The 26,576-nt window shown below is 51.4% G+C and carries 23 protein-coding genes; 15 read left to right on the forward strand and 8 right to left on the reverse strand.

Annotation, left to right across the window (positions count from 1 at the left end; translation table 11 throughout):
• Positions 1-108: 108 nt before the first annotated feature.
• From gerPC to ACVBDQ_RS09825, 4 genes are all read right to left on the reverse strand, one after another.
• Entirely contained in the window at positions 109-711 is a 603-nt protein-coding gene (gene gerPC / locus ACVBDQ_RS09810) for a spore germination protein GerPC (RefSeq protein WP_446663193.1), read from the reverse strand.
• A gap of 83 nt (positions 712-794) precedes the next feature.
• Positions 795-1,007, reverse strand: coding sequence for a spore germination protein GerPB (locus tag ACVBDQ_RS09815; RefSeq protein ID WP_013146201.1), 213 nt, complete (start codon positions 1,005-1,007; stop codon positions 795-797).
• A 15-nt stretch (positions 1,008-1,022) separates the two neighbouring features.
• Positions 1,023-1,244: a spore germination protein gene (locus ACVBDQ_RS09820; protein WP_014195027.1), complete on the reverse strand. Its 222-nt coding sequence runs from the start codon at positions 1,242-1,244 to the stop codon at positions 1,023-1,025.
• A gap of 70 nt (positions 1,245-1,314) precedes the next feature.
• Complete coding sequence (locus ACVBDQ_RS09825) at positions 1,315-1,539, reverse strand: spore germination protein (RefSeq protein WP_011230194.1); 225 nt, start codon at positions 1,537-1,539, stop codon at positions 1,315-1,317.
• A gap of 150 nt (positions 1,540-1,689) precedes the next feature.
• On the opposite strand from ACVBDQ_RS09825, the gene ACVBDQ_RS09830 reads away from it, so the two are divergent.
• The 3 genes from ACVBDQ_RS09830 (at position 1,690) to ACVBDQ_RS09840 (ending at position 5,025) form a co-directional block, all read left to right on the forward strand.
• Positions 1,690-1,914, forward strand: a complete 225-nt coding sequence (locus ACVBDQ_RS09830) for a spore germination protein (RefSeq protein WP_011230195.1) — start codon at positions 1,690-1,692, stop codon at positions 1,912-1,914.
• A 211-nt stretch (positions 1,915-2,125) separates the two neighbouring features.
• Positions 2,126-3,721, forward strand: a complete 1,596-nt coding sequence (locus ACVBDQ_RS09835; protein WP_021322522.1) for a fatty acid--CoA ligase — start codon at positions 2,126-2,128, stop codon at positions 3,719-3,721.
• Positions 3,722-3,858: 137 nt separating this feature from the next.
• Positions 3,859-5,025, forward strand: coding sequence for a DUF418 domain-containing protein (locus ACVBDQ_RS09840; protein ID WP_023633948.1), 1,167 nt, complete (start codon positions 3,859-3,861; stop codon positions 5,023-5,025).
• A gap of 10 nt (positions 5,026-5,035) precedes the next feature.
• On the opposite strand, the gene ACVBDQ_RS09845 is transcribed toward ACVBDQ_RS09840, so the two are convergent.
• On the reverse strand, positions 5,036-5,206 hold the full coding sequence (locus ACVBDQ_RS09845; RefSeq protein ID WP_011230198.1) for an aspartyl-phosphate phosphatase Spo0E family protein: 171 nt from the start codon (positions 5,204-5,206) through the stop codon (positions 5,036-5,038).
• Between the two features lie 313 nt (positions 5,207-5,519).
• Here ACVBDQ_RS09845 and ACVBDQ_RS09850 point away from each other — a divergent pair, with 313 nt between their 5' ends.
• The 3 genes from ACVBDQ_RS09850 to ACVBDQ_RS09860 all read left to right on the forward strand — a co-directional run bounded on the left by ACVBDQ_RS09850 (position 5,520) and on the right by ACVBDQ_RS09860 (position 9,888).
• Positions 5,520-6,422, forward strand: coding sequence for a fumarylacetoacetate hydrolase family protein (locus tag ACVBDQ_RS09850; protein WP_013523089.1), 903 nt, complete (start codon positions 5,520-5,522; stop codon positions 6,420-6,422).
• Positions 6,423-6,566: 144 nt separating this feature from the next.
• Positions 6,567-6,920 carry a YisL family protein gene (locus tag ACVBDQ_RS09855; RefSeq protein ID WP_011230200.1) on the forward strand — a complete coding sequence of 118 codons (354 nt, stop codon included), beginning with the start codon at positions 6,567-6,569 and terminating at the stop codon, positions 6,918-6,920.
• Positions 6,921-7,044: 124 nt separating this feature from the next.
• Positions 7,045-9,888, forward strand: a complete 2,844-nt coding sequence (locus tag ACVBDQ_RS09860; RefSeq protein WP_318549186.1) for an EAL domain-containing protein — start codon at positions 7,045-7,047, stop codon at positions 9,886-9,888.
• 153 nt (positions 9,889-10,041) lie between these two features.
• On the opposite strand, the gene ACVBDQ_RS09865 is transcribed toward ACVBDQ_RS09860, so the two are convergent.
• The gene (locus tag ACVBDQ_RS09865) at positions 10,042-10,590 is read right to left on the reverse strand and encodes a DUF2777 domain-containing protein (RefSeq protein ID WP_011230202.1); all 549 of its coding nucleotides are present in this window, start codon (positions 10,588-10,590) and stop codon (positions 10,042-10,044) included.
• Positions 10,591-10,833: 243 nt separating this feature from the next.
• Between ACVBDQ_RS09865 and asnB the strand changes: the two genes are divergently transcribed.
• Complete coding sequence (asnB, locus tag ACVBDQ_RS09870; RefSeq protein WP_069304035.1) at positions 10,834-12,681, forward strand: asparagine synthase (glutamine-hydrolyzing); 1,848 nt, start codon at positions 10,834-10,836, stop codon at positions 12,679-12,681.
• Positions 12,682-12,721: 40 nt separating this feature from the next.
• Here asnB and ACVBDQ_RS09875 read toward each other — a convergent pair whose 3' ends face one another.
• Entirely contained in the window at positions 12,722-14,074 is a 1,353-nt protein-coding gene (locus tag ACVBDQ_RS09875; RefSeq protein ID WP_023633944.1) for an MATE family efflux transporter, read from the reverse strand.
• A gap of 126 nt (positions 14,075-14,200) precedes the next feature.
• Between ACVBDQ_RS09875 and ACVBDQ_RS09880 the strand changes: the two genes are divergently transcribed.
• Complete coding sequence (locus ACVBDQ_RS09880) at positions 14,201-15,061, forward strand: helix-turn-helix transcriptional regulator (RefSeq protein WP_021322527.1); 861 nt, start codon at positions 14,201-14,203, stop codon at positions 15,059-15,061.
• A gap of 119 nt (positions 15,062-15,180) precedes the next feature.
• Here ACVBDQ_RS09880 and ACVBDQ_RS09885 read toward each other — a convergent pair whose 3' ends face one another.
• Positions 15,181-16,947: an alpha-glycosidase gene (locus ACVBDQ_RS09885; protein WP_318549184.1), complete on the reverse strand. Its 1,767-nt coding sequence runs from the start codon at positions 16,945-16,947 to the stop codon at positions 15,181-15,183.
• Between the two features lie 245 nt (positions 16,948-17,192).
• On the opposite strand from ACVBDQ_RS09885, the gene ACVBDQ_RS09890 reads away from it, so the two are divergent.
• The 7 genes from ACVBDQ_RS09890 (at position 17,193) to ACVBDQ_RS09920 (ending at position 26,549) form a co-directional block, all read left to right on the forward strand.
• Positions 17,193-18,467, forward strand: a complete 1,275-nt coding sequence (locus tag ACVBDQ_RS09890; RefSeq protein ID WP_033845536.1) for a sugar ABC transporter substrate-binding protein — start codon at positions 17,193-17,195, stop codon at positions 18,465-18,467.
• A 71-nt stretch (positions 18,468-18,538) separates the two neighbouring features.
• Positions 18,539-19,819 (forward strand): carbohydrate ABC transporter permease, encoded by a 1,281-nt coding sequence (locus ACVBDQ_RS09895; protein ID WP_062898441.1) that lies wholly within the window; start codon positions 18,539-18,541, stop codon positions 19,817-19,819.
• Entirely contained in the window at positions 19,819-20,661 is an 843-nt protein-coding gene (locus ACVBDQ_RS09900) for a sugar ABC transporter permease (protein ID WP_021322531.1), read from the forward strand. The genes ACVBDQ_RS09895 and ACVBDQ_RS09900 overlap by 1 nt, the downstream gene beginning before the upstream one ends.
• A gap of 72 nt (positions 20,662-20,733) precedes the next feature.
• Complete coding sequence (locus ACVBDQ_RS09905) at positions 20,734-22,269, forward strand: alpha-amylase family glycosyl hydrolase (RefSeq protein WP_014195044.1); 1,536 nt, start codon at positions 20,734-20,736, stop codon at positions 22,267-22,269.
• An 18-nt stretch (positions 22,270-22,287) separates the two neighbouring features.
• The gene (locus ACVBDQ_RS09910; protein WP_318549181.1) at positions 22,288-23,307 is read left to right on the forward strand and encodes a LacI family DNA-binding transcriptional regulator; all 1,020 of its coding nucleotides are present in this window, start codon (positions 22,288-22,290) and stop codon (positions 23,305-23,307) included.
• A gap of 123 nt (positions 23,308-23,430) precedes the next feature.
• The gene (locus ACVBDQ_RS09915) at positions 23,431-25,362 is read left to right on the forward strand and encodes a sigma-54-dependent Fis family transcriptional regulator (RefSeq protein ID WP_021322533.1); all 1,932 of its coding nucleotides are present in this window, start codon (positions 23,431-23,433) and stop codon (positions 25,360-25,362) included.
• Positions 25,363-25,562: 200 nt separating this feature from the next.
• Entirely contained in the window at positions 25,563-26,549 is a 987-nt protein-coding gene (locus ACVBDQ_RS09920) for a thiamine pyrophosphate-dependent dehydrogenase E1 component subunit alpha (RefSeq protein ID WP_021322534.1), read from the forward strand.
• Positions 26,550-26,576: the final 27 nt, after the last annotated feature.

The following is a 26,576-nucleotide window of genomic DNA, read 5'->3' on the forward strand; positions in this document are numbered from 1 at the left end:
TTTTGTGTACAATTCATCTGAAGTCCTCCTTGGTATGGTGAGTGATGTGTTTGACACCCCTGCATCATACCAAGAGGGCTTTTTTTGATCAAGTCCCCGGAAAAGCTCCTAACGGGAATGCTCCTTTGAAGGCAAATGTTTCAAAAACGCATCGAGCGATTGTTCGATATCGGCTTTCACTTTTTGAAAAATTTCATTTTCGACTGCTTCATCGCGGTCGCCGGACGGAACGTAGCCATGGTTGGCTTTCTCTTGCAAATAGAAGCGGATGCGTTCGTCTGTTTGCCGGGCGATGTCTTGCAAAATGAACTGGCGGTACGTATCGTCGAGGCGGCGGCCGTATTGCTGCTCAAGGCGTTTTAACGTTTCCGACGCTTCCCCGTTGAGATAGGCGGCCACTTTTTCTTGAATCGGGCGCAACAGCACCGGTTCCGGCTTTGGAATTACGGTTTTGACCGGTTCGACGGCAAAGTCTTCAATTGTACCGCTGGCTCCGGGCGGAGCGATCCCGATGTTTAGCGTTCCTTCGAGCGTTTCCACTTTGAGCTGGTCAAATTTATATTCAATTCGTTCGATCGATGTGCGCGGCTGAGCCTCCATTTCCCGAAGCCGGGCTTCGAGTGCGTGGAGACGGCGTTCCAGATCCCGTATTTTTTTTGTTTGCCATAATAAATAGCGGTGCAGCTTGACGAAATACTCGTAAATGCTCATTGTGCACCATCATCCTCTCCAAAGAGCCCTCTTACTTCAATATATGGACGGCCTTTCGCTCTCATCACTTTTTTTCGCTGAATTTAGCGGGTGGCTGAATGGAGAGGAACGAGAGGAGCGGATGCACCGGGCGGCACGGTCGCCTGTGGGGCCGGACCGGTGAATCCGCCGGTGTTGGCAAGCGTTGAGAGCGCTTGAATGCTTCCGGCGCTGCCGATTTGCAAAACAGATGAATTGGTGACCGAGCCGATCCGCAACTGGTGGATGCAGATGCTTTGGCTGATGTAAACGTGCACCCTCCTTCTCCTCCTTCAAACGTTTCCGACGATATTTTCATCGGCGACATCGGCGTCATTCGTATTGGTATTGCTGTAATAGTTATAGATATGAAGCCCGTCGCCGGTGTTAAACGAACCGGCGCCAGCGAACGTTTTCGTCACGCTTTGCGGGGAAATCGCAAACACATCGCCAATATGGAACACGCCGCTGCTTCCGATGCTGTTCAGTTTGACGACTCCGACAAAAGCCGGCATGTGGGCATGCTCCCTTCCTTGTTTTCTTCGTTGATACTAGTGTATGGGCGCAAGCTGCGAAACGTTCGCTTTAATTGTTGGCGGCATTATTTGAGTCGAACACATCCGGATCGCCGGTGTTTGTAAAGCTGACGAACGTATTCGTCTGCAGGAAGTCCCCGTTGTTGCCGCCGCCTGAGCCGGTATTGGATTTCAACGTGCTCTTTGGTGTGATTTGCAAGACGTCGCCGAAATTCACCGTGCCGTCGCCGCTGACATGGGTGATTTTAATTGGACCGCTGATAAATGAAGGCATGAAGAGCCCCCTCCTTTTTCGTCGTGTCGCTATCGTTATTGTATGAAAACGGAGAAAAAACGGTTCAATGCGGGGTGAGAGTCCAATTGAGGAAAGCAGCTCCCGCGTATGATAAAGAAAGGGAACGGGCAGAAAGGAAGGGGAAAGGGGATGCCAGCAATCGTCATTGGTGGGATCAAAGTGACGAACGTAAGCGGCAATGGCACTGTCAACATGGGCGATGTGCTGCAAATCGCTCCGAAAAGCACCACGAAGTCAAACTCAGGTGCCGGCGGCGGCAATACTGGCGATTTCTTGCAAACGAATACGTTTTGCAGCGTCACGAATACGGTCGATCCGGATGTCTTGGACGCCGGGGTGAAAGGAAATAACTAGCTATTGTCGAGACGACTCCCCTAGCGTTCGTTTTTGGAAAAAAGAAGAAACCAGGTTCTTTTTTGGCGCAATGGAGTGGACTATCCAAGAAAGAGGGCTGACTTCAAAAGTCATTTTACGACTTTTGGGACGGCCCTCTTTTTCTTTATGCCATCTTTGTTATATAATACAATTGTGAATTTTCTAAAACATAAAACAGGGGGATGGGAGAATGAATGCGCCGCTCGTGCTCCATCACTTTTTCGATCGCGCCGTGGCTCTCTATGGGGACAAGACAGCCATGATTTGTTCGGGGCGGACGGTGACGTATCGTGAGCTTGGCGAACGAGTGTCGAGGCTTGCCAACGGGCTGCGGGGGCTTGGCGTTCGCAAAGGCGACCGCGTGGCGTACTTGGCGCCCAACACGCTCGAGATGCTCGAAGGGTTTTACGGTGTGTTTGAAGTGGGAGGGGTGATGGTGCCGCTGAATACGCGGCTGAAACCGGATGATTACGTTTTTATTTTGAATCACAGCGAAACGAAAGTGTTGTTTGTGGATCAGGAGCTGTACGGGCTGATTGCACCGGTCAAAAACAAGCTTGAAACGGTCGAGGAGATCATTGTCCACCATAAAACAGAGGCGGCGATTGATGAAACCGCTTACGAAGAATGGCTCGCCGCCCAGTCGTCAGCGCCGGTTCCGCGCCCGATGATCGATGAGAACGATATATGCAGCTTGCTATATACAAGCGGGACGACAGGCAACCCAAAAGGAGTCATGCTGACGCATCGGAACAACTATTTGCATGCGCTTGTGACGATGCACCATTTGCGTGTGTCCGACCGCGATACGTATTTGCATGTGTTGCCGATGTTCCACGTCAACGGCTGGGGGGCTCCGTTTTATTACACCGCCAACGGGGCAACGCAAATCGGTTTGCGTAAAGTCGATCCGAAAGTCATTTTTGATCTTGTCAAGGAACATCAGGTGACGGTTATGCATATGGCTCCGACTGTGCTCAATATGTTGCTGCAATATTATGAGCAATATCAACCAGATGTCCCGGAAGGCGTGCGGGTCGTCATCGCCGGTTCTGCGCCGCCGCCGGCGTTTGTCGCACGCGTTGAGGAAAAGCTCGGCTGGGAGTTTATCCAGGTGTACGGCATGACCGAATCGTCTCCGCTCAGCACGATTTCGCTCATTCGTCCACAGCTTGACGGACTGCCTGTGGAGCAAAAGCAGCGGATCAAGGCAAAAGCCGGCTATCCGATGATCGGCTGCGAGGTGAAAGTCGTCGACGAGAATGGAGAGGAAGTGCCGAAGAATGGACGGGCGATCGGTGAGGTGATTGTCCGCAGCCATGGCGTCATGAAAGGATATTGGAAAAACGAAGAAGCGACCGCCGCAACGATCCGCGACGGCTGGCTGTATACCGGCGATATGGCGACCGTCGATGAATACGGGCATATTGATATCGTCGACCGGAAAAAGGATATTATTATTAGCGGAGGGGAAAATATTTCGTCGATTGAAGTCGAAGGAGCGCTTTATGAGCATCCGGCTGTGCTTGAAGCGGCCGTCATCGCCGTGCCGCATGAAAAATGGGGGGAAACGCCGCATGCGTTCGTCGTCGTTCGACCGGGGCATACGGTGAGCGAAGAGGAGCTGATCGCCTTTTCGCGGGAAAAGTTGGCCCACTTCAAAGCGATCACGGGTGTAACGTTTGTGGATGAGCTGCCGAAAACAGCCTCCGGAAAAATTCAGAAAGTACACTTGCGCCGCCAATATTGGGATGCAATTGGAAAATCGGGCCGCTATGTCAACTGATGATACAGGCATGCGCCTTCAGACGGGCAGAGGAGAGCGCATCGAATGAAATGGATAAGGCGGCGGGCGTGCCGGCAAGGTCGTAAGGCGTCGCCGATTGCGCAGACGGCTAGGCGGTAGAAAGAAGGGAGAAAGCGATGATCAGATCGACCGAGCGAATCGCCGCAGCGGATGTGTTGCGTGGATTCGCCTTGCTCGGCATTTTGCTTGTCAACATGCGTTATTTTTCCTCGCCGGCGTTATACGACGACGGCGTCAAGGGCAGTGATTTTGACCGAGTTTTCGTTGCCGTCGTGGATGTGTTGTTTGAAGCGAGCGCGTATCCGCTGTTTGCCTTTTTATTCGGCTTTGGCGCCGTGATGATGTTCCGCCGGCTCCAAAGCCGCGGGGAGCGGCCGATTCCGATTCTTTTGCGCCGCTTCTTTCTTTTGCTTGGGATCGGCATTGCTCATGCGTTTGGCCTTTGGTTTGGCGATATTTTAATCCCCTACGCCCTCGCCGGGTTCATCATGCTTTTCTTTTTCGCCGCCCCGCCTCGTTGGTGGCGGACGGCGGCTGTTGCCGTCTTTTTTCTTTTTCACGGCCTCATGGCGCTGTTGTTAACTCTCAATGTATTGGCCGGAGAAATGGAGACAGCCGGCGGCCACGAGACCGCGGCGGCCGCGGCGGTTCGCCATTATCGAAACGGAACGTTTCGTGACGTGTTTTGGCAACGGTGGAACGACTGGATGTATATCAACGGCGATGGAGGGCTTTTGCTTACGGTGTTGACCGTGCTGCCGTTTTGTTTGCTTGGCGGCTATGCCGCCGACCAACGTTGGCTTGAAGCCGACCGTCACTCGCCTGCGAAGCTGCGCCGCCTGATGAGGTGGGCGCTATGTTTTGGTTTAGCACTGAAAACAATTCCGTATTGGGCTGCGGCCAACGACTTGACAATGTACATCCAAGACAGCTTCGGAGGCGCCGCTTTGGCGGTGTTCTACGCGGCGGCAGCCGTGTTTATCTGCGGGAAACCAAGTTGGCAGCGCGCTTGGCGGTGGTGGCAAGACGTCGGGAAAATGTCGCTCACCCATTACCTCGCGCAATCGCTCGTTTGCACGTCGCTGTTTTACGGTTATGGGCTTGGGTGGTACGGACGCACAAGCGCATGGCAGGAGATGTTGATTGCGTTTGCCTTGTATGCAACTCAAGTGTGGATAAGCCGCTTTTGGTTTGCGCGTTTTCATTATGGCCCGGTTGAGTGGATGTGGAGGTGGGGGACATACGGAACGCGGCCGCCGTTTCGCCGCCGGCCGGGGCAATAAAAACCCCCGCTTACTGAACGGACGGGGAAGGCGATTCAAAAATCCTCGTTTGCTGCAAATATTGATTGATCAATTGGTCAAGCTCTTGGCTGCATTCGATCGTCTCTTTGGCCGTGAACCCATAAGTGAGCGCCAATTCGATCATTTGTTGTCGTTTTTCTTCAATTTGCAACAGAACCATTTCCTTCACCATCAATTCGTTTGAAATGTTGGTTGAGGCATGCCGCGTCGATGCAAGACGTTTGTTGCATGACGAAAGTCGCAATCGACGCCCTAGTGGAAACTAAACATTATTATACATATCACGACGAAAAAAGAAAGCGATTCGGGAAAATAAGTGATAAATTTCCTAATTTAGACAAAATTCTACAAAAACAGGACTTTTTCGCCTCGATGGCGAATATCATCCTCAACGCGCCAAAATGGCGAAGGCGGGTGGAAGAGAAGAGTTCACGAAGCGTCCGCTGCATAACAAAGAAAGGGAGAGAGACACGATGAAACTGATCACCGCACTTTTCGATGGAGAAACGTTTGTCGGAGCCGTGCCGCAAGGAGACGACCGGGCGGTTCATTTGCGCCGCGCCGAACGGACGATGGATGGGACGGAGACGATGCCGACGACTATGCTTGAGGCGATTGCCCAAGGGGAGGCGTTTTTCACCCGAGCACAAGAAGTAGTTGACTGGGCGCTGCGCCACCCGGCACCGGAGTACGTTTATCGCCTCAGTGATGTCCGTCTTTTGGCCCCGATCCCACGGCCGGCGAAAAACATTTTTTGCATCGGCAAAAACTATGTTGATCACGCGCTGGAGCTCGGCGGCGCCGATGTGCCGGAGCATTTGATCGTCTTCACGAAAGCGCCGACAACGGTCATCGGTCATGAGGAAACGATTTTGCGCCATGCCGATGTCACTGATGAAATGGACTATGAAGGGGAGCTGGCGGTGGTCATCGGCAAACAAGGGCGGGCGATCCGCCGCGAAGACGCGCTTGATTACGTATTTGGATACACGATCATCAACGATGTGACAGCAAGAGATTTGCAGGAGCGGCACCAACAATATTTTCTCGGCAAAAGCTTGGATACATTTTGCCCGATGGGGCCATGGATCGTGCCAAGCAAATTTGTGCCAAATCCAAACGATTTGCGCATCGAGACACGGGTCAACGGCGAAGTGCGCCAGCAAGCGAACACGAAACAATTGATTTTTTCCATTGAATCGATCATCGAGACGATCTCAAAAGGCATTACGCTTGAGCCGGGCGACATCATCGCTACAGGAACGCCGGCTGGAGTCGGCAAAGGGATGAACCCGCCGCGCTTTTTGCAGACGGGTGATGTCATTGAGGTGACGGTGGAAGGCATCGGCACGCTGCGCAACAAAGTGGGAGAGTAAACGGCGAAAGTGAGGAAGCTCCCATTGATGTTCGAAAGGCGTCCTCTTGAAAGAAAGGGCGTCTTTCGTTTTCGTGAAGTTTGTCAACCGTCCGCCCGCCGTGCTATGATGGGAAGGAACAAGGAATGGTTGGAGGGATGGACGTTGACGCATGCCCATATTACGAGCTGGCTCATCACGATTGTTTTATTTTTCCTTGCGGTGTCGATGGAGCGGCAAGGGGCGGGCAAAGCCAAGATTGTGCAAATGGTGTTGCGGCTGTTTTACATTCTCACGATCGTGACGGGCCTGCTTTTGCTGCATAGCATTGCTTCGATATCTGCGCTTTATTGGCTAAAGGCGCTTGCCGGGCTGTGGGTGATCGGAGCGATGGAAATGGTTTTAGCAGCTGAAAAAAAAGGGAAAAGCGCGGCGGCAAGATGGACGCAATGGGTCATTGCCCTTGCGGTGACGCTGTTTCTTGGTTTGCTGCTGCCGCTTGGTTTTGACTTATTCTAAAGCGAAGCGGCAGCCTTCTATTGGTTGCCGCTTTTGTTGAAGATGAAAATATGGTATGGTAAAAGAAATGTCATTTTTTGAATTTTCTGACCCGATTGGTCAGCGGAGGGGGGCATGATCGTTTATGCGTTGGTTCTGCTGCCGCCGCGCCGAGGAGCTGGATCATTTGCTCAGGGAGCATAGTTCTTCCTTGGATGAGCCGTTGTTTGTCCAAATCGCGGGCAATGATGAGGCAGCAGTGCGCCATGCGGCCGCCGCGTTAGCCCGTCGTTGGCCGCACGCCCATATGGTTGGGATGGCAGGGCCGCTGCCAATGGCCGGGGAGGCGAATCTCGCTGTTGGCGTCGCGTCGATGACGTCTTCAACCGTTTCGTCGTTGGCGCTGCCAGCTGATGAGTTTGACCGCCCGGATGGATTGGCGGCGTTGATCGCTGAGGCGGTCGTTCGTCACGATACGACGTTGCTTTTGTTGTTTACGAATCACCGCTCGGCTTTGCCGCCCTTGCTTCGCCATTTGCCGCTTGCAAACGAACGAATGGTTATCATCGGCTGCGCGCTTCCCGAGGGCAGCGTGTTATTTTCGCCCGACGGTCGGCTTGAGCGCGGAGGAATCGCCGTCTCTTTCAGTGGAACAGCGCTTCGCGGCCACTGTGCCGCACCGTTTTTATGGGAGCCGATTGGCTTGGCGTTTTCCATCACGAAAAGCCGCGATCAGCAGATTGACGAGCTAAACGGGCAAAAAGCGTCGAGCTATTTGGAACGGTATTTAGGAAAAGAGTTTATCGAACGCCTTCCATTTTCTGGGATGGAGTTTCCGTTTCTTATCGAACGGAACGGACGCGATGTCTGCCTGCCGATTGTCGCTGTCAACCAGGATGGCTCGGTTGCCGTAAGGGGCCATGTCCATAACGGAGAAAAGGTGCGATTTGCTTATATTCATGCCGCTTCCCTTTACTGGAGCGCGCGTGATGTGGCGATGCAAACAGCCAAGCAACCAGCAGAAGGAATGCTGCTTTACTACAGTGCGGCGCTGAGTGGGTATACGCGCCCGCTGTTTGACGGTGTGGCTGCGGTGTTTGGACAGGCAGCGCTGTTTCCGGCCGTCGAGGTGTTGGTGAAAGATGCGTATACGGCGGTGCGGCCGGCCGCATTTGCGGCCATTTCGCTGGCGGAAACAGCGGCCTCGGCGGAGAGCGGCCTACTGTCACCGTGGTCATCGCCGCCAGAAGGGATGATGACATTGGCGCAGCTCATGTCAACATCGTCCCGCGACATGGAGCGGCTGCACGTCCGCCTGCAAATGTCGGAGCAACGCTACAAATCGTTGTTTGAGCATAACACGGACATTGTCTATTCCACAGATTTGCACGGCCGTTTGACAAGCGTCAACCCTGCTTTTGAGCAAGTGCTCGGTTACAAGAAAGAAGAGATTTTGTATACGAATTCGCTCAAGTATATTCATCCCAATGATATTCCCCGCGTCACCCGCTATTTTTACCGAGCGCTGCGGGGGAATATCCAAACGTATAACTTGGAAATTCCGACGAAGTCGGGAGAACGGCTTTTGTTTCAAATGAAAAACATTCCCATCATTGTGGATGGCAAAAAGGTCGGCATTTACGGAATCGGACGCAACATTACCGAGCAAAAAAAGGCGGAAGAGAAAATCTCTTATTTAGCATATTACGACATCGATACGAACTTGCCCAACCGGACAAAGTGGATGGAATTGTTTTCCGAACAGCTGGACAAAGCCAAGCAGAAGCGACGAAAGATGGCAGTTGCTTTGATCGATTTGGACCGGTTTAAATGGATTAACGACAGCGTCGGCCATTACGCCGGAGATGACATTTTGCGCCAGCTTGTCGAGCGCATTCGCCGCGTCTTGCCGCCTAGTGCGGAGCTTGGCCGATTTCATGGCGACAAGTTTTGTTTGCTTTTTCCGCTCAAAACAGAGGTCCAGGCGGCGACGGAAGCGGCGCTCCGCATCGTGCGCGAAGTGGCGCGGCCGATTGTGTACGATGGAAAGGAATTTTTCGTTACAGCAAGCGTTGGTCTAGCGATGTTTCCAGATGACGGAGAGGACGAACATGCGCTCCTTAGGCACGCCGATATGGCTGTCAACATGGCTAAAAAAGGCGGCGGCAACCGAGTGGAGCGCTACTGCGCGCAAATGAACGAAGAAGCAATGCACCGATTGGAAATGGGCGGACATTTGCGCAGGGCGATCGAAGAGAATGAATTATTTCTTTGCTACCAACCAATTGTCGACGTACATACGGGTGCGGTGAAGGCGACGGAGGCGCTGATTCGCTGGCGCCACCCGAAGCTTGGGCTTGTGCGGCCGGATGAATTCATCCCTTTGGCGGAAGAGACCGGGTTGATTCATGAGATTGGGCGCTGGGTGCTGAAAACCGCCTGCAGACAGACGAAACAATGGCAGGAAATGACAGGAAATAACCGGCTTTCCATTTTTGTCAACGTCTCCCCTGTCCAGTTTCAACACGAGCGGTTTGTAGACAATGTAAAACAAGCGCTTAAGCAGTCACGTTTGTCTCCGTCCTGTTTGCATCTCGAATTGACCGAACATTCGATGCTCCGTTATCTGTCCAGCACGATGCGGACAATGGACGAGTTGAGGAAGCTTGGCGTCGGCATCGCCGTCGATGATTTCGGCAGCGGATATTCCTCGTTCCATTATTTAAAGCGGTTGCCAGCGACAATATTGAAAATTGACCGTGCCTTTATTGAACAATTGCATGCCAACGCTTCCGATGAGGCCATTGTCAAGGCGATGATTACGATGGGACACGGGTTGGGGCTTGAGACGATCGCCGAAGGGGTGGAAACGCCGGAACAGCTCAACCGGCTTCGCGATTTGCAATGCACGTATGCGCAAGGATACGTGTTTTGTCCGCCGCTTCTCGCTGAAGAAGTGATGCGGTATGTGACGGAAAAGCAAAAGTGATCCCCCGCCCGCGTCGGTTGACAGCTGTCGTCCGTCGGCACTCCGCCTGAAGCAAAACGGCTGCTAGGCTTCGCTTCGGGCGGAAGGATGGCCGGTAAAAAAACATTGACAGCTCACCGTTGGACTTCGACGACGTGAGGATCAACAGGCGATTCAGCCGATTTGGGCGCAAATGGCTCGCTCACCGCTGTTTAATGTGATTTCAAAACGGTCGCTTGACGCCCGTCCGCGCTCGTAATAATGGTGGATGCTTCCAATTTGTTCGGTGTTGTCATAAATGATGAAATTCACGCCAGACGATTTGGCAAACAATAGGCCGTTGTAGCAATATAAGCAGTCATACAGCGAAAATCCGAGGCTGTTCAGCCATTGAACAAACTGGAAAAAGGTTGAATCAGGAAGCGCGGCGAGCCATTGTTGATAGGCATAAGTCAGCCGTTTGCGGAAACGGATGCGATCGCCGTTTTCGAGGGGAAAGACGCCAAGATCCGTGGCGACCGCGCCCTGATCCTGCCATTGCCCGGACAGCCAATGTCCGCAGTGAAACCATTCGATGCCTTGCTCGGCAATTTCTTCTACTAAAGAGGCTTCCTCTTCTTCTTCGTCGAAGAAGATCCATTCATCGTTGACGAACTCCACTGTTCCATACACATACGCCCGCGGCTGTTCCACAATGCATTGCAGCCGTTCCTCGATGTTCAATATCTCTCATCCTCCTTGTACTCCTCTATTTTTCCATTTTTTTGCTGATTTATTCATGCGGCGACCGACGTCGGACAATTCATCGAAATGACGGGGGGTGCATAAAATGGAATCATGCCGACGTGGAGAACCATCGTGAATCAAAGGAGCGATCGCTGGAAACGATCGTGAAAAAAGAACGGACAAAATGATGGAAACGGGTGAGAACTTGCCATCTTTGATAAAAAGAAAGGATTGGTTTGTATGTGTGGCATTACTGGCTGGGTCCATTTCGGGCGCAATTTGCGCCGCGAGCGGACGGTCATTGACAGCATGACAGAGACGCTCGCCAAACGTGGACCGGATGATACAAATACGTGGCTGGACACTCATGTCGCCTTCGGCCATAAACGGCTTGTCGTCGTGGATCCGGCTGGCGGCAAACAACCGATGGTCCGGCAAAAAAACGGACATCGTTATACGATCGTCTATAACGGCGAGCTGTATAATACGGAAGACATTCGCAAGGAACTGTTGCGCCAAGGCTATCGATTTGATGGTCATTCCGATACAGAAGTGTTGCTTGCCGCATATATGGAATGGAAGGAGAAATGCGTCGATTGGCTCAACGGCATTTTTGCCTTCGCCGTTTGGGATGGGGAGCGCGAGCTGTTATTTATGGCGCGCGACCGTCTCGGAGTAAAACCTTTGTTTTATCGAGAAGATGGCGGGGGGCTGCTGTTCGGCTCGGAAGTGAAAGCCATTTTGGCCCATCCCGATGTAAAGGCAGAAGTCAATTATGAAGGACTCGCCGAAGTATTCGGCCTCGGACCGTCGCGCACACCGGGGCACGGTGTGTTTGACGGCATTCGAGAGCTGCGCCCGGCACATGCGCTCACGTTCTCTCGCAGCGGGCTTCGCATTTGGCGGTATTGGAATGTCGAAAGCGACGTCCACCGCGATTCGTTCGAGGAAACGGTCGAAAAGCTGCGCTTTCTATTGACGGATGCGGTCACGCGCCAACTCGTTTCCGATGTGCCGGTCTGCACATTTCTATCCGGTGGAGTCGATTCAAGCGCCATTACAGGGATTGCCGCCAATGCTTTCGCGGCAGATGGAAAAGGGCCGCTGCACACCTACTCGATCGATTATGAAGGAAACGACCAGTATTTCAAAGCCAACGATTTTCAACCAAACACGGATGCGCCATTTATCGAACAGGTGTCAAACAAATTTCAAACGGTTCATCATCGCTGCGTGATCACGCAAGAAGAACTGTTCCGCCATTTGCATGAAGCCGTCATCGTCCGCGACGTTCCGGGCATGGCCGATGTCGATTCTTCGCTTCTTTGGTTTTGCAAACAAATTCGCGAACGGTTTGTCGTCAGCTTATCAGGGGAGTGCGCCGATGAAATTTTCGGCGGCTATCCATGGTTTCATCGGCCGGACGATTTGTCTCGGAAAGGATTTCCGTGGATGCGTTCGGTCGACGCGCGCATGGGTCTATTAAAAGATGAGTGGCGGCAAAAGCTTCGCCTTGACGACTATGTGCAAATGCGTTATGAACAAACGCTTGCTGAAGTGCCGCGTCTCGAGGGGGAAAGCGCCGAGGAGGCGAAGCGGCGTGAGCTGTTTTACTTAAATATGATTTGGTTTATGACGACACTGCTTGACCGGAAAGACCGGATGAGCATGGGAGCAAGCTTGGAAGTGCGTGTGCCGTTCGCTGACCATCGCATTGTCGAATACGTTTGGAACATTCCGTGGGATATGAAAATGTACGGCGGCCGAGAAAAAGGCCTTTTGCGAAAAGCGCTCGAGGGCTTGCTTCCCGAAGAGGTGCTCTACCGGAAAAAAAGCCCATATCCGAAAACGCACCATCCTCTATATACGAAACTTGTCAAGCAATGGCTTGAGCAGTTGCTCTATGACCGCTCTTCGGTTTTGCACGAGTTTTTCGACCGGGAAAAATTGCTGGCGCTCATTGAAACAGAAGGGAAGTCGTTCCAAGTGCCGTGGTTTGGGCAGCTCATGACCGGTCCGCAGTTGCTCGCTTACCTTGGCCAAGTGCACGTTTGGTTTGATCATTACGGCATTCGCATTAAAGAATAAGAGCTGCGCCTACGCGCAGCTCTTATTCGATTTGGTGGCGCTACGCCATTTTTGCTTGTGGCACCATCGTTTTTTTCATCCAGACGCCCGACCGCCAGCGCCAAAGCATCAACAGTCCGCGCAGCCATTCGTCGGCGATGAACGACAGCCAAATGCCGACGAGGCCAAATCCGAGGGTGATGCCAAATACGTAAGCAATGGTCACGCCGACGCCCCACATCGACAAAATGCCCATATAGACAGGGAATTGCACATCGCCAGCGGCACGAAGCGAGCTGATAATCACTAAATTAAATGAGCGCCCCGGTTCAAGGATGATCGTTAACAGCAACAGTTTGCGGCCAAGAACAATCATTGAGCGGTCATCGGTAAAGAGCGACAGCAACGGTTCGGCAAACCAATAGGCGGCTGCGGCCAGCAGCACTGAGATGACGATGGCGCTGTACAAACTTTTCAAGCAGCGGGCGTAGGCTTCCTCGTATCGCCCGGCCCCGACGAAGTGGCCGACGAGAATTTGCGTTCCTTGGCTGACGGCGATGCCGAATAAAAACACAAACATCATAATGTTTTGCGTGTATACACGGACGGTCAATGCCTCAGCGCCAAGCCATGTAATGAAATACGTAATGACCATTTGCGCCGTATTGTACGAAAGATGTTCCCCGGCTGCCGGAACACCGATTTTCAGCAGTGAGCGCAAATAGTGAAATGGAAGGCGGCGAAACGCCCTTGGTGCGAGCGGAATGTTTGTTCGTTTGTGCAACAAAGCAAGAAGCGCGAGAAAGGCCATGCCACGGCTGGCGGCGGTCGATATAGCAGCTCCTTGGATGCCGAGGGCGGGCAGGCCAAACAAGCCAAAAATGAGGGCCGCGTTGCTGATGACGTGCAAAACGTTCATGCCAACCGCCACATACATCGTGTCACGGGTGAAGCCATAGCTTTTCAAAATGGCACCGACCGTCATCATCAGCGCTTGGATGAACAAAAATCCACCGACAATCGCCAAATAATGGGTTCCTTCATCGAGCAGCTCGGCGGGCAAATCCATCATTCGCAAAATCGGCTCGCTGAATGCGGCGAGAATGGCGCTTAACAACAATCCGAACAACAAATTGGCCACGAGGGATACAAGCGATACGTCAACGGCTTCTTGCTCTCGGCGGGCGCCTAAATATTGAGCAACAAGCACTGCTGTCGCTAAAGCGACGAAGTTGAACAGCACGATCGTTAAAGCGATGATTTGGTTCGCCACCCCGACGGCAGCAACCGCGTGATCTGAATACTGGCTGAGCATCAGTGTATCGGCGTTGCCCATCACCATATAGAGCAGCGTTTCAATAAAAATTGGCCACGTCAAGGAAAACAGTGACCGCGTTTTGGCCTCACGGCTCATGTTGAGACAACTCCTTTTTCTTATTCCGACTTGAACGATATATTCAGTTTAGCTAGTTTGTTGCATAATGGAAAGAGAAAGAAGCGATTTTGCTTGCACATTTCCGACAAAAGAGGGGAGAGGCCGATGGATACGGTCACATTTTCCATGCCGCCGCTGCCGGTGTTCATCAAAGGGGCGGAAAGTGTGTTTTCAGCCGGAAAGCGACATGTTCGTCGAACGTTTTCGGTCTTCGATTTGCTTTATGTGAAACAAGGATGCTTATATATAACAGAAAACGGGCGCGAGTTTGCGGTTGGCAGTGGCCACTATTTGTTGTTGATCCCGGGGAGGGAGCATTACGGACACCGCCCATGCGAAGAACGGACGGAGCTGGTTTGGCTTCATTTTTTGCTGCCAGACTTTGCGGTCGTTTCCGATTGCGGTGTCAGCCGGCAGATAGTGATCGAAAAGGAGGCGACATACACCGAGCCGATCCAATACCGACTCTCCATCCGTCAATATGGCGAAGTAAAGCAGCGCGAGCGGGTGGAACAGCTGCTAAGTCAAATCGTGGAACAAAACATTCGGCGGGATATCGATCAGCCGCTCCGGCAGCTGCTGCTGTTCATCGAATTCCTTTGGCATTTGCAAAAACAAGAGCTTTCCGTCCCGAGCGCGTCTGAACAGATCAGCGCCGCGGTGGTTGCGTATATCGAGAAACATTTCAGCGAGCCCATTACACTGGACATGCTCGCGCAGGAGCTCCGATTCCACCCGGACTACATCACCCGCTGCATGCAAAAAACGATGGGCATGGGATTTAGCCGCTACTTGGCGCATTATCGGCTGTCAAAGGCAAAGCAATGGTTGGCGGAGACGAACGAGACGATCGAGGCGATCGCCAAGCGGGTTGGCATTGACGATGGCGCCTACTTTTCGCGCCTGTTTAAAAAGGTGGAAGGAATCACGCCGACCGAATATCGGCGCATGGCGCGGCGCACCTGACCTTCTGTGTCGTTGGTATAGGGATCGAGACGGCCGGCAAAAGATCAAACCGGTGCAGCTTGTCCGCTGCACCGGCAGCCGATATGATATGTTTGTCCGTAACCGCCCGTTCAGTCGCCTTACCAGCTTTCGACCGCGTAAAGCACAAACCCGTACGGCGGCAAGGAGACGCAAAGTGTTTCCGCCTCTGCAGCGAACCGCTCCCCTGTCAGAAGGTTGACCAGCCATTTTCCACGCGCATCGATCGGCATGGGAATTTCTGCTGCTTCGTTGCTCCGGTTGATGATGATCATGACCGTTTCATTGCCATCCGTTTTTGCATAAACAAGATGGTTCACTTCATCATCGGCGGTGAGAAAAGCGACATCGCCGCGTCGAAGCGCCCGATATTGCTTGCGAAGAGCGATCAGTTGCTTGACATGTTCATACAGTTCTTTGTTTTGCTTCTCTGGATCCCACACCATACATTTCCGGCACTCCGGATCGTTTCCGCCCGTCATGCCGATCTCATCGCCATAGTAAATGCACGGCGAACCGGTGAACGTCAGCTGGAACAAAAACAACAACTTCGCTTTGCGGACGTCGCCGCCGCAAACCGTAAGCAGCCTTGGTGTATCATGGCTGCCAAGCAAGTTGAATGCCGCTTCGTTCACCTGTTTCGGATACGAATGAAGAAGTCGGATCATGATATCGGCAAACTGGCGGGCGCTGATTTCCTCTTTCGCGAAAAAGCGAAGCGCCCCGTCCGTGAACGGGTAGTTCATGACGGCGTCAAACTGGTCGCCGCGCAGCCAAGGCATGGCATCATGCCAAATCTCGCCGAGAATGTACACATCGGGCTTTAGCGCCTTCACTGCCTGCCGGAATTCGCGCCAAAATTGGTGATCGATTTCGTTTGCCACATCGAGCCGCCAGCCGTCAATATCAAACTCGCGAATCCAGTACGTCGCGACATCAAGCAAGTAGCGCTTCACTTCCGGATGGGCGGTATTGAGTTTGGGCATTTGCGGCACGAACGCAAACGTGTCGTAATTCGGGCGCGGCTCCGTTTGGAGCGGAAACTCGCGAATATGGAACCAATCTTTATACCTAGACGCTGCGCCGTTTTTTAACACATCTTGAAACGGGCCAAACTCATAGCCGCAATGATTGAAGACCGCATCGAGCATGACGCGGATTCCTTTTTCATGGCAGCGTTTGACAAGTGTTTTCAATGTCTCTTTGTCCCCAAAGTGCGGGTCGATTTCAAAATAATCAGCGGTGTCGTATTTATGATTCGACGGTGCGCGGAAAATCGGCGTCAAGTAAATGCCGGTAATACCGAGATCAGCCAAATAGTCAAGGTGATCGATGATTCCTTGCAAGTCGCCGCCGAAAAAGCTCGTCGGCGTCGGGTCCTCGCTTCCCCACGGCCGCGCCCCTTTCGGACTGATGGCCGGGTTGCCGTTGGCGAACCGCTCGGGGAAAATTTGATACCATACTGTGTCTTTTACCCAGTCCGGCGCTTGGAATAGGTCGACCCGATGAAGAAAGGGGAAGCAAAAGTAGTAAGCGGTGTCGTCGCTCGGAGCTTCATGGTAAAATCCTTTTTCCGTATAGACCAGTTTCTCGCCCCCAGCTCGAAGCACAAACCCATAGCGCAGCCGTCGATATGGCGGTTTGACTTCAGCGAGCCAATAGTCAAACAACCCGTCGCTCCCCGTTTTCCGCATCGGCATCGTTTGAAACTGCCAGGCGCCATCGTGCCATTCGTACGGGTCGCCAAAAAGCAGCTCGACGTGGTCGACATCATTTTTCTTTGTTTGAAGCCGGAGATGGAGCGTCTCGCTGTCATAAGCGTAAGCGAAATTGTCGGTTGAGCGGTGGTGGATGGCTTCTTTCCTCATTCGCTTTTTCCTCCTTTGTTATCTGAAGCAATCGTTTGCATTAATGCTTCGCTATAATAAAAAGTACGTTAAGAGAAAAGAAAAGTCAAATTTTATAGAAAAAAGGCTTGTAAAATGAAAAATAGGCGTTATAATGGAGATGAGTGGTGCAATCGTTTTCATAGGAAGGATTAAAATTTATTTGTGCAAACGTTTGCCTTATGATTGTACCGCTAAGATTCCGTCATGATGACAGGAGGGGGATTATGAGAAAAGCGTTATCTTTATTTCTCATGGCCGTGTTGTTGATTGGCGTGCTGGGTGCCTGCGGTCCTAAGCGCGATGTCCAGCAGCCGAAAGGAAACGACCAAAAGACGGCAGAACAGGACAAAAAGCCAGAGAAACTCGTCGTATGGGTGAACGATGATGAAAAACAAAAACAAGCGTTAAAGGATATTTTTCAAAAGTACACAGAAAAAACGGGAATCAAAATCGAAATGGTAGCCGTCAGCATGCTCGATCAAACGAAAAAACTGGCGCTCGACGGACCGGCTGGCAAAGGGCCGGACGTGTTCTATCAACCGCATGATCGCATCGGCGACATTGTGTTGCAGGGGCTGGCCGATCCGGTCGACCTTGGCGATGCAAAAGGTGAGTACAGCCCGACAGCCATCAACGCGGTAACATATGACGGGAAAACGTATGGCGTGCCGATGGTCGTCGAAACGTACGGCGTGTTCTACAATAAAAATTTAGTGCCGGAAGCGCCGAAAACGATGGATGACTTGATGAACATCGCCAAGGAAAAAACGAATGCGGCGAAAGATCAATACGGCTTTTTAATGGAAGCGACGAACTTCTATTTCGTTTATCCGTTCTTTGCTGGCTACGGCGGCTATGTGTTTAAAAATGAAAACGGCAAATACGACACAAGCGACATCGGGCTGGCTAATGATGGAGCCGTCAAAGGAGCCGAGCTCGTCCAATCGTGGTTTAAAAACGGCTACATTCCGAAAGAAATCACCGGCGATATTATGAACGGGCTGTTTACAAAAGGGAATGTGGCGGTTGCCATCACCGGACCATGGAACATCGCGTCGTATAAAGAAGCGCTGGGCGACAAATTAGCGACCGCACCGCTGCCGGTCTTAGACAACGGCGAGCATCCGAAATCGTTCGTCGGCGTGAAAACATGGATGTTATCAGCCTATTCGCAAAACAAAGAATGGGCGGTCGATTTCATGAAATTTGTGACGAACGAAGAAAACTCGCTCCACTACTATGAAGTGGCCGGTGAAATGCCAGCAAACCAAAAAGCGTTGACGAACGAAAAAATCACGAACGACCCGCTGATCGCCGGCTTTGCCGAGCAAATCCAATACGGCGAGCCGATGCCGAACGTGCCGGAAATGTCGCAAGTGTGGGAGCCGATGGGCAATGCCTTGCAATTTATCGCGAAAGGCGACAACCCGAAAGCGGTGCTCGGTGAGGCGGTCAAAACGATTCAAGATAAAATCGCCGCCAGCGGCGCTGGAAAATAACGCGTGATATCGTGGTGGATAGGATCAGCCCTATCCACCATTCTTATCCATACAATAGGGGGGGAGTTCGGATGCCGGAAGCAAACGTCCGCCATCGGCCGGCGGTGGCGATGGCGCTGTCGCTGTTGTTTGCCGGCCTTGGGCAATTGTACAACCGCCGGTATGTCAAAGGAATTTTGTTTATCATCATTGAAGCAGCCTTTTTGATGACGTTTTATAACTTTTTGAACATCGGGCTGTGGGGACTCGTCACGCTTGGCGAAATCCCGATGCTTGATCATTCGATTTTTCTCTTGATTCAAGGATTGGTTTCGGTCATCATCATCGTGTTTGCGGCCGCCCTGCATATTGCGAACATCATTGATGCGCGCAACGACGCCCGCCGCCGGCAAAGGGGCGAACCGTTTCCGTCGCTGTGGGAATCGTGCCGCAACGCTTGGGATAAAGGATTTCCGTACATCTTTGTCACGCCCGGGCTTGTGATGCTGTTGTTTATCGTTGTGCTGCCGCTGTTGTTTATGGTGTCGCTCGCGTTCACCGATTACAACTTGTACCACTCGCCGCCGCGGCATTTATTGAATTGGGTCGGATTTGAAAACTTCAAAAACTTAGTCTCCATCCCGATTTGGAAAAGCACGTTTTTCAGCGTCCTCGCGTGGACAATCGTTTGGACAGTTGTCGCGACAACGATGCAAATCGCCCTTGGACTGTTTTTGGCGTTGCTTGTCAACGACCCGCGCATCAAGTTTAAGCGGTTCATCCGCACGGTGTTGATTTTGCCGTGGGCCGTGCCAGCGTTTGTCACGATTTTGGTGTTTGCGGCGATGTTCAACGACAAATTCGGCGCCATCAACCGCGAAGTGTTGAGTTTGTTTGGGGTGTCGGTCCCGTGGATGACCGATCCGTTTTGGACAAAAGTGGCGCTTATTTTGATTCAAACGTGGCTTGGCTTCCCGTTCGTATTTGCGTTATTTACCGGCGTTTTGCAAAGCATTTCCCGCGACTGGTACGAAGCGGCCGACATCGACGGAGCGACGCGCTGGCAAAAGTTTCGTTCGATCACGCTGCCGCACGTCTTGTATGCGACGGCGCCGCTGTTGATTATGCAATATGCCGGCAATTTCAACAACTTTAACATCATCTATTTGTTCAACGACGGCGGCCCGGCCGTGCGCGGACAAAACGCCGGTGGCACCGACATTTTGATTTCTTGGGTGTACGATTTGACGTTCACGACGAACAACTACAATATGGCGGCGGCGATCTCGCTCATCATCGGCTTGATCGTCAGCGGGTTTGCCATTTACCAGTTCCGGCGCACCCGTTCCTTTAAAGAGGAGGGGAATATTTGATGAACCGCAAATGGAAATCGCACGTGGAAGTAGCGCTTATTTATTTGTTTATCGCTTTCATGTTTATCGTCATCGCCTATCCGCTCCTTTGGACGATCAGTATGTCGCTCAATCCAGGAACAAGCCTGTATTCGGCGTCGCTCATCCCGGAGAAGTGGTCGTTTGAGCACTATAAGTGGTTGTTTACCAGTCCGAACAGCGATTATTTGCTTTGGTATAAAAACAGCTTGTTTGTCGCTGCGGCCAATGCGGTGTTATCTGTCTTTTTCACGGCGCTCATCGCCTATGCGTTTTCGCGCTACAAATTCGTCGGGCGGAAAACGGGGCTGTATTTGTTTTTAGTGTTGCAAATGTTTCCGTCGCTCATGGCGATGGTCGCGATCTATATTTTGCTCAATATGCTCCATTTGCTCGATTCGCTTTGGGGGCTCATTCTTATTTACGTCGGGGGGCAAATCCCGTTTAACGCGTGGCTGGTCAAAGGCTACTTTGATACGATTCCGCGCGAGCTGGATGAGGCGGCGCGCATCGACGGTGCCGGCCACTTCGGCGTCTTTTTCCGCATTATGCTGCCCTTAGCCAAGCCAATTTTAGCCGTTGTCGCCTTGTTTAACTTCATGGCGCCGTTCACCGACTTTTTGCTGCCGTCGATCGTCTTGCGCGATCCGGACAAATTTACGCTGGCGGTCGGGCTGTTCAACTTTATCAGCGACCGGTTCGCGAACAACTTCACCCGCTTTGCCGCCGGCTCGATTTTGATCGCCGCCCCGATTGCCATCGTCTTTTTGTTCCTGCAGCGGTATTTGATTTCTGGCTTAACGGCTGGTGGCACAAAAGGGTAAGAACCGCTATCATAGAATAGGGGGCTTACCCGTTTCCGAACGAGCAAATGAATCGGGAAGGGAGGAATGGAAATGGGGAACCGGCTCTTTATGCTGCTCGTCCTTCCGTTCCTTCTTTTTTATGCCATGCCGGCTGCGGCGGCGGAAAAAGAAGAACGGACGTGGCAAGATGAAGCCATTTATTTCATTATGGTCGACCGGTTTAACAATATGGATCCGACAAACGACCAGAACGTGAATGTGAACGATCCGAAAGGGTATTTCGGCGGCGACTTGAAAGGGGTGACGGCGAAACTCGATTACATCAAGGAGATGGGATTTACCGCCATTTGGCTGACGCCGATTTTTAAAAACATGCCGGGCGGTTATCATGGCTATTGGATTGAAGATTTTTATCAAGTCGATCCGCACTTTGGCACGCTGGGCGATTTGAAAACACTCGTCAAAGAAGCGCATAAGCGCGACATGAAAGTCATTTTGGATTTTGTCGCCAACCATGTCGGTTACAATCACCCATGGTTACATGACCCAACGAAAAAAGATTGGTTTCACCCGAAAAAAGAGATTTTCGACTGGAACGACCAAACACAGCTTGAAAACGGCTGGGTGTATGGGTTGCCTGATTTGGCGCAGGAAAATCCAGAGGTCAAAACGTATTTAATTGACGCTGCCAAATGGTGGATTAAAGAGACCGACATTGACGGCTACCGGCTCGATACAGTGCGCCACGTGCCAAAATCGTTTTGGCAGGAGTTTGCGAAAGAAGTCAAATCGGTGAAAAAAGACTTTTTCCTTCTCGGTGAAGTGTGGAGCGACGATCCGCGCTATATTGCCGATTACGGGAAGTATGGCATCGACGGGTTTGTCGATTATCCGCTGTATGGCGCGGTGAAGCAGTCGCTTGCGAGGCGCGATGCCTCGCTCCGCCCGCTGTATGATGTCTGGGAATACAACAAAACGTTTTACGACCGACCGTATTTGCTCGGGTCGTTTTTGGACAACCATGATACCGTGCGGTTTACGAAGCTCGCGATTGACAACCGCAACAACCCGATTTCACGCATTAAACTGGCCATGACGTATTTGTTCACCGCCCCTGGCATCCCGATCATGTATTACGGGACCGAAATCGCCATGAACGGCGGCCAAGATCCGGACAACCGCCGTCTGATGGATTTCCGCGCTGATCCAGAAATCATCGATTACTTGAAAAAAATCGGCCCGCTTCGCCAAGAGCTGCCATCATTGCGGCGCGGCGATTTTACGCTGTTGTATGAAAAAGACGGCATGGCGGTGTTGAAACGGCAATATCAAGATGAAACGACGGTCATCGCCATCAACAATACGAGCGAAACGCAGCATGTCCATCTCACCAATGACCAGTTGCCAAAAAACAAAGAACTGCGCGGCTTTTTATTGGACGATCTCGTCCGCGGCGATGAGGACGGCTACGACCTTGTGCTCGACCGCGAAACGGCGGAAGTATACAAGCTGCGGGAGAAAACAGGGATCAACATCCCGTTTATCGCCGCCATCGTATCGGTTTACGTGCTGTTTCTTTTGTTTTTATATTTGGTGAAAAAACGGGCAAAACGGATCAATGAATAAATGGAAAGGAGGGGGCTTATGACCGTTACGATTAAAGATGTGGCGAAAAGGGCCAATGTCGCGCCGTCGACCGTGTCGCGCGTCATCGCCGACAGCCCGCGCATCAGCGAGAAAACGAAGCAAAAAGTGCGCGCGGCGATGAAAGAGCTCGGCTATCATCCGAACTTTATCGCCCGCAGCCTCGCGAGCCAAGCGACGCAAGTAATCGGCATCGTCATGCCGAGCTCGGCCGACCAAGCGCTGCAAAACCCGTTTTTCCCGGAAGTCATCCGCGGCATCAGCAAAGCCGCCCATGAAAAGCGGTACGCCTTGCAAATGTCGACAGGGGAAAAAGAAAGCGATATTTACGAACGGGTGGTGGAGATGCTGCAAGGGCGGCGCGTGGACGGCGTCATTTTGCTTTATTCTCGTCAAAACGATAAACTGATGAAATACTTGCAAAAGCACGATTTCCCATTCGTCGTCATCGGCAAACCGCACCAAAAAGCGGAACAAGTGACCCATGTCGACAACGACAACGTCCAGGCGGGGAAAGATGCGGCAAACTGGTTGATCGCCCGCGGGCACGAACGCATCGCGTTTGTCGGCGGCAATCCGCAATATTTGGTGACCGTCGACCGCCAAACCGGCTACGCCGCGGCCTTGCAGGAGGCGGGGCTTCCGTACCGGCCGGAATACGTCGTCCATGCAGAATTTTTGCAGGAAGGCGGCCAAGAGGCGATGAAGGAGCTTCTTTCGTTGCCTGAGCCGCCGACCGGGCTTGTCGTCGCCGATGATCTCATGGCGCTCGGCATCTTGAAAACGCTTGATGAAATGGGGCTTGGCGTCCCGGAAGATGTTTCGATCGTCAGCTTCAACAACACGCTGCTCGCCGAAATGTCGCGTCCGCCGCTCACGTCGGTTGACATCGGCATTTTTCAGCTCGGCTACGAAGCGGCGAAAAGTTTAATCGAAAAAGTCGAAAATCCAAATGAACCGATCAAGCGCATCATCATTCCCCACCGGCTTGTGGAGCGGGGGTCGTGTGCGAGGCGGTAGATGTTTCCAAGGCAGCCATCATGGCTGCTTTTTTCGGTTGTTATTTTTTATAAAGTTGAAAAAGGAAATCAATAAATTGAAGAGAAAAAGAAAAACAATGGCAAACACGGAGGTGAACACAAGATGATCGTGACCCGCGAACAGGTGAAATCCATGTGGGAAAAGTTCGTATTTCATAACGAGCTCGATCCCGATTTGCCGCCCATGATTCGAGACTCTTGGCTTCGGTCGAAAAAAGCGATGGTTGATCCGTTTCGGCCGTACGGGTGGATTAAAGAAATCGACAATGAAAAGTACCGCTCCTTGATCGATTGGTCATTGCCGTTAATGGAAGGATTGTATTCGATTGTCAAAGGATCTGGATTTTTGGTGATCCTGTGCAATGAAAACGGACAGTTGCTTTTGTCGATTGGCGATTGCGAGCCTTTAGCGAGGGCGGAAGAAATCGGATTTATCGCGGGGGCGGACTGGAGCGAGCAAGTGATGGGGACCAACGCCATTGGCACATCGATCGTCATTGATCGTCCTATTCAAGTGTTTGCTGAGGAACATTACACGAAAATATGCCAGTCATGGACGTGTTCCGCTGCCCCCATCCATGATCCCGACGGCCGAATCATTGGTGTATTGAATATGTCAGGACCCTATGAAAAAGTGCACTCTCATACGCTAGGAATGGTTGTATCAGCCGTAAAGGCGATTGAGTACCAACTAAAATTACATGAGAATGCTGAAAAAAACGTGATGATGCAACGGTTTTTGGAAGCGACAACGAACAATATGAAAGAAGGCATTTTAATCATCGATCGCGATGGGAAGATCGTAAAGGCGAACAACCAGTTAAAAAAGCTGTTCCATATACCACAACTGCAACTGGAAGAGAAAAAGCTCGACGATCTTTTCAATGATCCCTCTATCTGTTCGAACCACCCGCTTCATTTGCAAAATCAAGAGCTGCATCTAAGCGTCAAGCCTTCAAACGCGGTGCACCATGTGTTAGTTGACAAGATTCCAATTTACGAGAAAAAAGAACGAATCGGATCGATGATCATTGTAAAAGAAATTGAAAAGGTACGCCAGTTTGTCAACCACCTATCGGGAAACCAAGCGAAAATCACGTTTGCGGATATGATCGGGCAACACCCGTGTTTCATTGAGAAAATGAACGAAGCGAGGCTCGCCGCAGCGACAGATTCCAACGTGTTAATATTAGGGGAAAGCGGAACAGGAAAAGAGATGGTGGCTCAGGCGATTCATAATGAGAGCAAGCGGAGAAACAAACCGTTTATTGCCATTAACTGTGGAGGCATACCGCGTGATCTCCTTGGCAGTGAGTTGTTCGGATATGTGGACGGGGCATTCACAGGAGCGAAAAAAGGGGGAAGCGCCGGAAAGTTTGAGCTTGCCAATGGGGGAACGCTTTTTTTGGATGAGATTGGCGAAATGTCCTTGGAAATGCAAGTGTTGCTTTTGCGCGTTATTCAAGAAAAGGAAGTGATGAGAATTGGCGGGCACAAAGTGATCCCTGTTGATGTAAGAATCATCGCAGCGACCAACAAAGACCTTCGCCAGGAAGTGCAAAAAGGCAGCTTTCGCGAAGACTTGTTTTTCCGGTTGAATGTTATGCCGATTGTTCTCCCGCCGCTTCGGAAAAGAAAAGAAGATATTCCGCTTCTCGTCCGTCATTTTATTGAAAAACTGGCTCACAAACGAAATAAACCGTTTCCTGAGATACGGTCCGATTTCTTAGAGGCGCTTATGCAATACGATTGGCCAGGAAATATTCGCGAGTTGCAAAATATGATCGAACGGGTGCTGAATCAGTGCGCAAAACCGGTATTGACAGCGGCTGATCTGCCGGAAGAAATCTTTCGGCCTCTTCGCTTGCCTCAAGTTAGGGAGAACGTAGACATCTCCCGAAATGAGATAAAAAAGCAATCCATCATCGAGGCGTTAAAGCAGTGCAACGGCAACATTTCCAAAGCTGCCCGTTATTTAGGCATATCGAGAAGCACATTTTACCGGCAAATGGATAAATGGAATATTCGGTATTGACTGTCCCATTTTGTATCAAAGTGTAGCGACAAAGTGAAACAAAATGAAACACTTTGTCGCTGTTTTTGTTTAGGTTGGATCAAAAAGGCGGCTTTGGATAAACAATTTGGCGGACGAAGAAAAGGAAACAAGCGTTGGAACGATTTTTGCTTTATAGAAATGATGAAAGCGGTACCAATCAAGTGAAGGAGGAGAGAAAGTTGGCCATTTCCAAGGATCATCTTCTTTGGATGTACGAAACGATGTACAAAATTCGCTGCTATGAAGACAAAATGGCGGAGGCGTATGCCGAAGGGAAATCTCCTGTGTTTAATATCGGCGCGGGGCCGGTGCCAGGGGAAATGCATTTGGCCACTGGACAAGAACCGGCTGCGGCTGGGATGTGTGTTCACTTGAAAAAGGAAGATACGGTGACTGCCCCTCACCGTCCGCATCACCATGCGATTGCCAAAGGGGTGGATTTGAACCGGATGACAGCAGAGATTTTCGGAAAAGCCACTGGACTGGGAAAAGGAAAGGGCGGCCATATGCATTTGTTTGATCCTGACGTCAAATTTTCCTGCGGCGGGATCGTTGGGGCTGGGATTCCTCATGCCCTTGGCGCGGCGCTGGCGGCCAAGAAAAAGGGGACGGATTGGGTGGCGGTTGCGTTTATCGGCGAAGGAGCCGCCAATCAAGGGGCATTTCATGAATCGTTAAATATGGCGGCATTATGGAAACTGCCATTCATTGTTGTCATTGAAAACAATCAATATGGAATTTCTGTGCCGAAAACGGCGTCTACAGCGGTTCCCTCGAATGATGTACGGGCAGCCGCCTATGGCATTAAAGGATACTATGTCAAAGACAACGACCCGATTGATATGTACAACGTATCGAAAGAAGCGGTTGAACGTGCACGAACTGGACAAGGGCCGTCGATTATTGAGATTGAAACATACCGTTATTTAGGACATTTCCAAGGCGATCCGGAAGTATACCGGGATAAAAATGAAGTGACGTTGCTTCGCCAAAAAGACCCCATTATTCGCCTTCGCAACTATTTATTGAATGAATGTGGGGTAACAGAGGAGACGATTGCACAGCTGGAAAACAAAGCGACATTTGAGGTCGATCAGGCGTACGCGTTTGCGAGAGAAAGCGATTATCCCAAGCCGGAAGAGGCATTGGAAGATGTGTTTGTCTAATTTCATAGGAGAAAGGAGTTTTGCCAT

The organism is Geobacillus sp. CCR, from assembly GCF_052906625.1.

Excerpts from the sequence above, each read along its gene's own strand:
- gerPC (WP_446663193.1), bottom strand. The coding sequence starts at position 711 with ATGAGCATTTACGAGTATTTCGTCAAGCTGCACCGCTATTTATTATGG.
- ACVBDQ_RS09820 (WP_014195027.1), bottom strand. The coding sequence starts at position 1,244 with ATGCCGGCTTTTGTCGGAGTCGTCAAACTGAACAGCATCGGAAGCAGC.
- ACVBDQ_RS09825 (WP_011230194.1), bottom strand. The coding sequence starts at position 1,539 with ATGCCTTCATTTATCAGCGGTCCAATTAAAATCACCCATGTCAGCGGC.
- ACVBDQ_RS09830 (WP_011230195.1), top strand. The coding sequence starts at position 1,690 with ATGCCAGCAATCGTCATTGGTGGGATCAAAGTGACGAACGTAAGCGGC.
- ACVBDQ_RS09835 (WP_021322522.1), top strand. The coding sequence starts at position 2,126 with ATGAATGCGCCGCTCGTGCTCCATCACTTTTTCGATCGCGCCGTGGCT.
- ACVBDQ_RS09840 (WP_023633948.1), top strand. The coding sequence starts at position 3,859 with ATGATCAGATCGACCGAGCGAATCGCCGCAGCGGATGTGTTGCGTGGA.
- ACVBDQ_RS09845 (WP_011230198.1), bottom strand. The coding sequence starts at position 5,206 with ATGGTTCTGTTGCAAATTGAAGAAAAACGACAACAAATGATCGAATTG.
- ACVBDQ_RS09850 (WP_013523089.1), top strand. The coding sequence starts at position 5,520 with ATGAAACTGATCACCGCACTTTTCGATGGAGAAACGTTTGTCGGAGCC.
- ACVBDQ_RS09860 (WP_318549186.1), top strand. The coding sequence starts at position 7,045 with ATGCGTTGGTTCTGCTGCCGCCGCGCCGAGGAGCTGGATCATTTGCTC.
- asnB (WP_069304035.1), top strand. The coding sequence starts at position 10,834 with ATGTGTGGCATTACTGGCTGGGTCCATTTCGGGCGCAATTTGCGCCGC.
- ACVBDQ_RS09875 (WP_023633944.1), bottom strand. The coding sequence starts at position 14,074 with ATGAGCCGTGAGGCCAAAACGCGGTCACTGTTTTCCTTGACGTGGCCA.
- ACVBDQ_RS09880 (WP_021322527.1), top strand. The coding sequence starts at position 14,201 with ATGGATACGGTCACATTTTCCATGCCGCCGCTGCCGGTGTTCATCAAA.
- ACVBDQ_RS09885 (WP_318549184.1), bottom strand. The coding sequence starts at position 16,947 with ATGAGGAAAGAAGCCATCCACCACCGCTCAACCGACAATTTCGCTTAC.
- ACVBDQ_RS09890 (WP_033845536.1), top strand. The coding sequence starts at position 17,193 with ATGAGAAAAGCGTTATCTTTATTTCTCATGGCCGTGTTGTTGATTGGC.
- ACVBDQ_RS09895 (WP_062898441.1), top strand. The coding sequence starts at position 18,539 with ATGCCGGAAGCAAACGTCCGCCATCGGCCGGCGGTGGCGATGGCGCTG.
- ACVBDQ_RS09900 (WP_021322531.1), top strand. The coding sequence starts at position 19,819 with ATGAACCGCAAATGGAAATCGCACGTGGAAGTAGCGCTTATTTATTTG.
- ACVBDQ_RS09905 (WP_014195044.1), top strand. The coding sequence starts at position 20,734 with ATGGGGAACCGGCTCTTTATGCTGCTCGTCCTTCCGTTCCTTCTTTTT.
- ACVBDQ_RS09910 (WP_318549181.1), top strand. The coding sequence starts at position 22,288 with ATGACCGTTACGATTAAAGATGTGGCGAAAAGGGCCAATGTCGCGCCG.
- ACVBDQ_RS09915 (WP_021322533.1), top strand. The coding sequence starts at position 23,431 with ATGATCGTGACCCGCGAACAGGTGAAATCCATGTGGGAAAAGTTCGTA.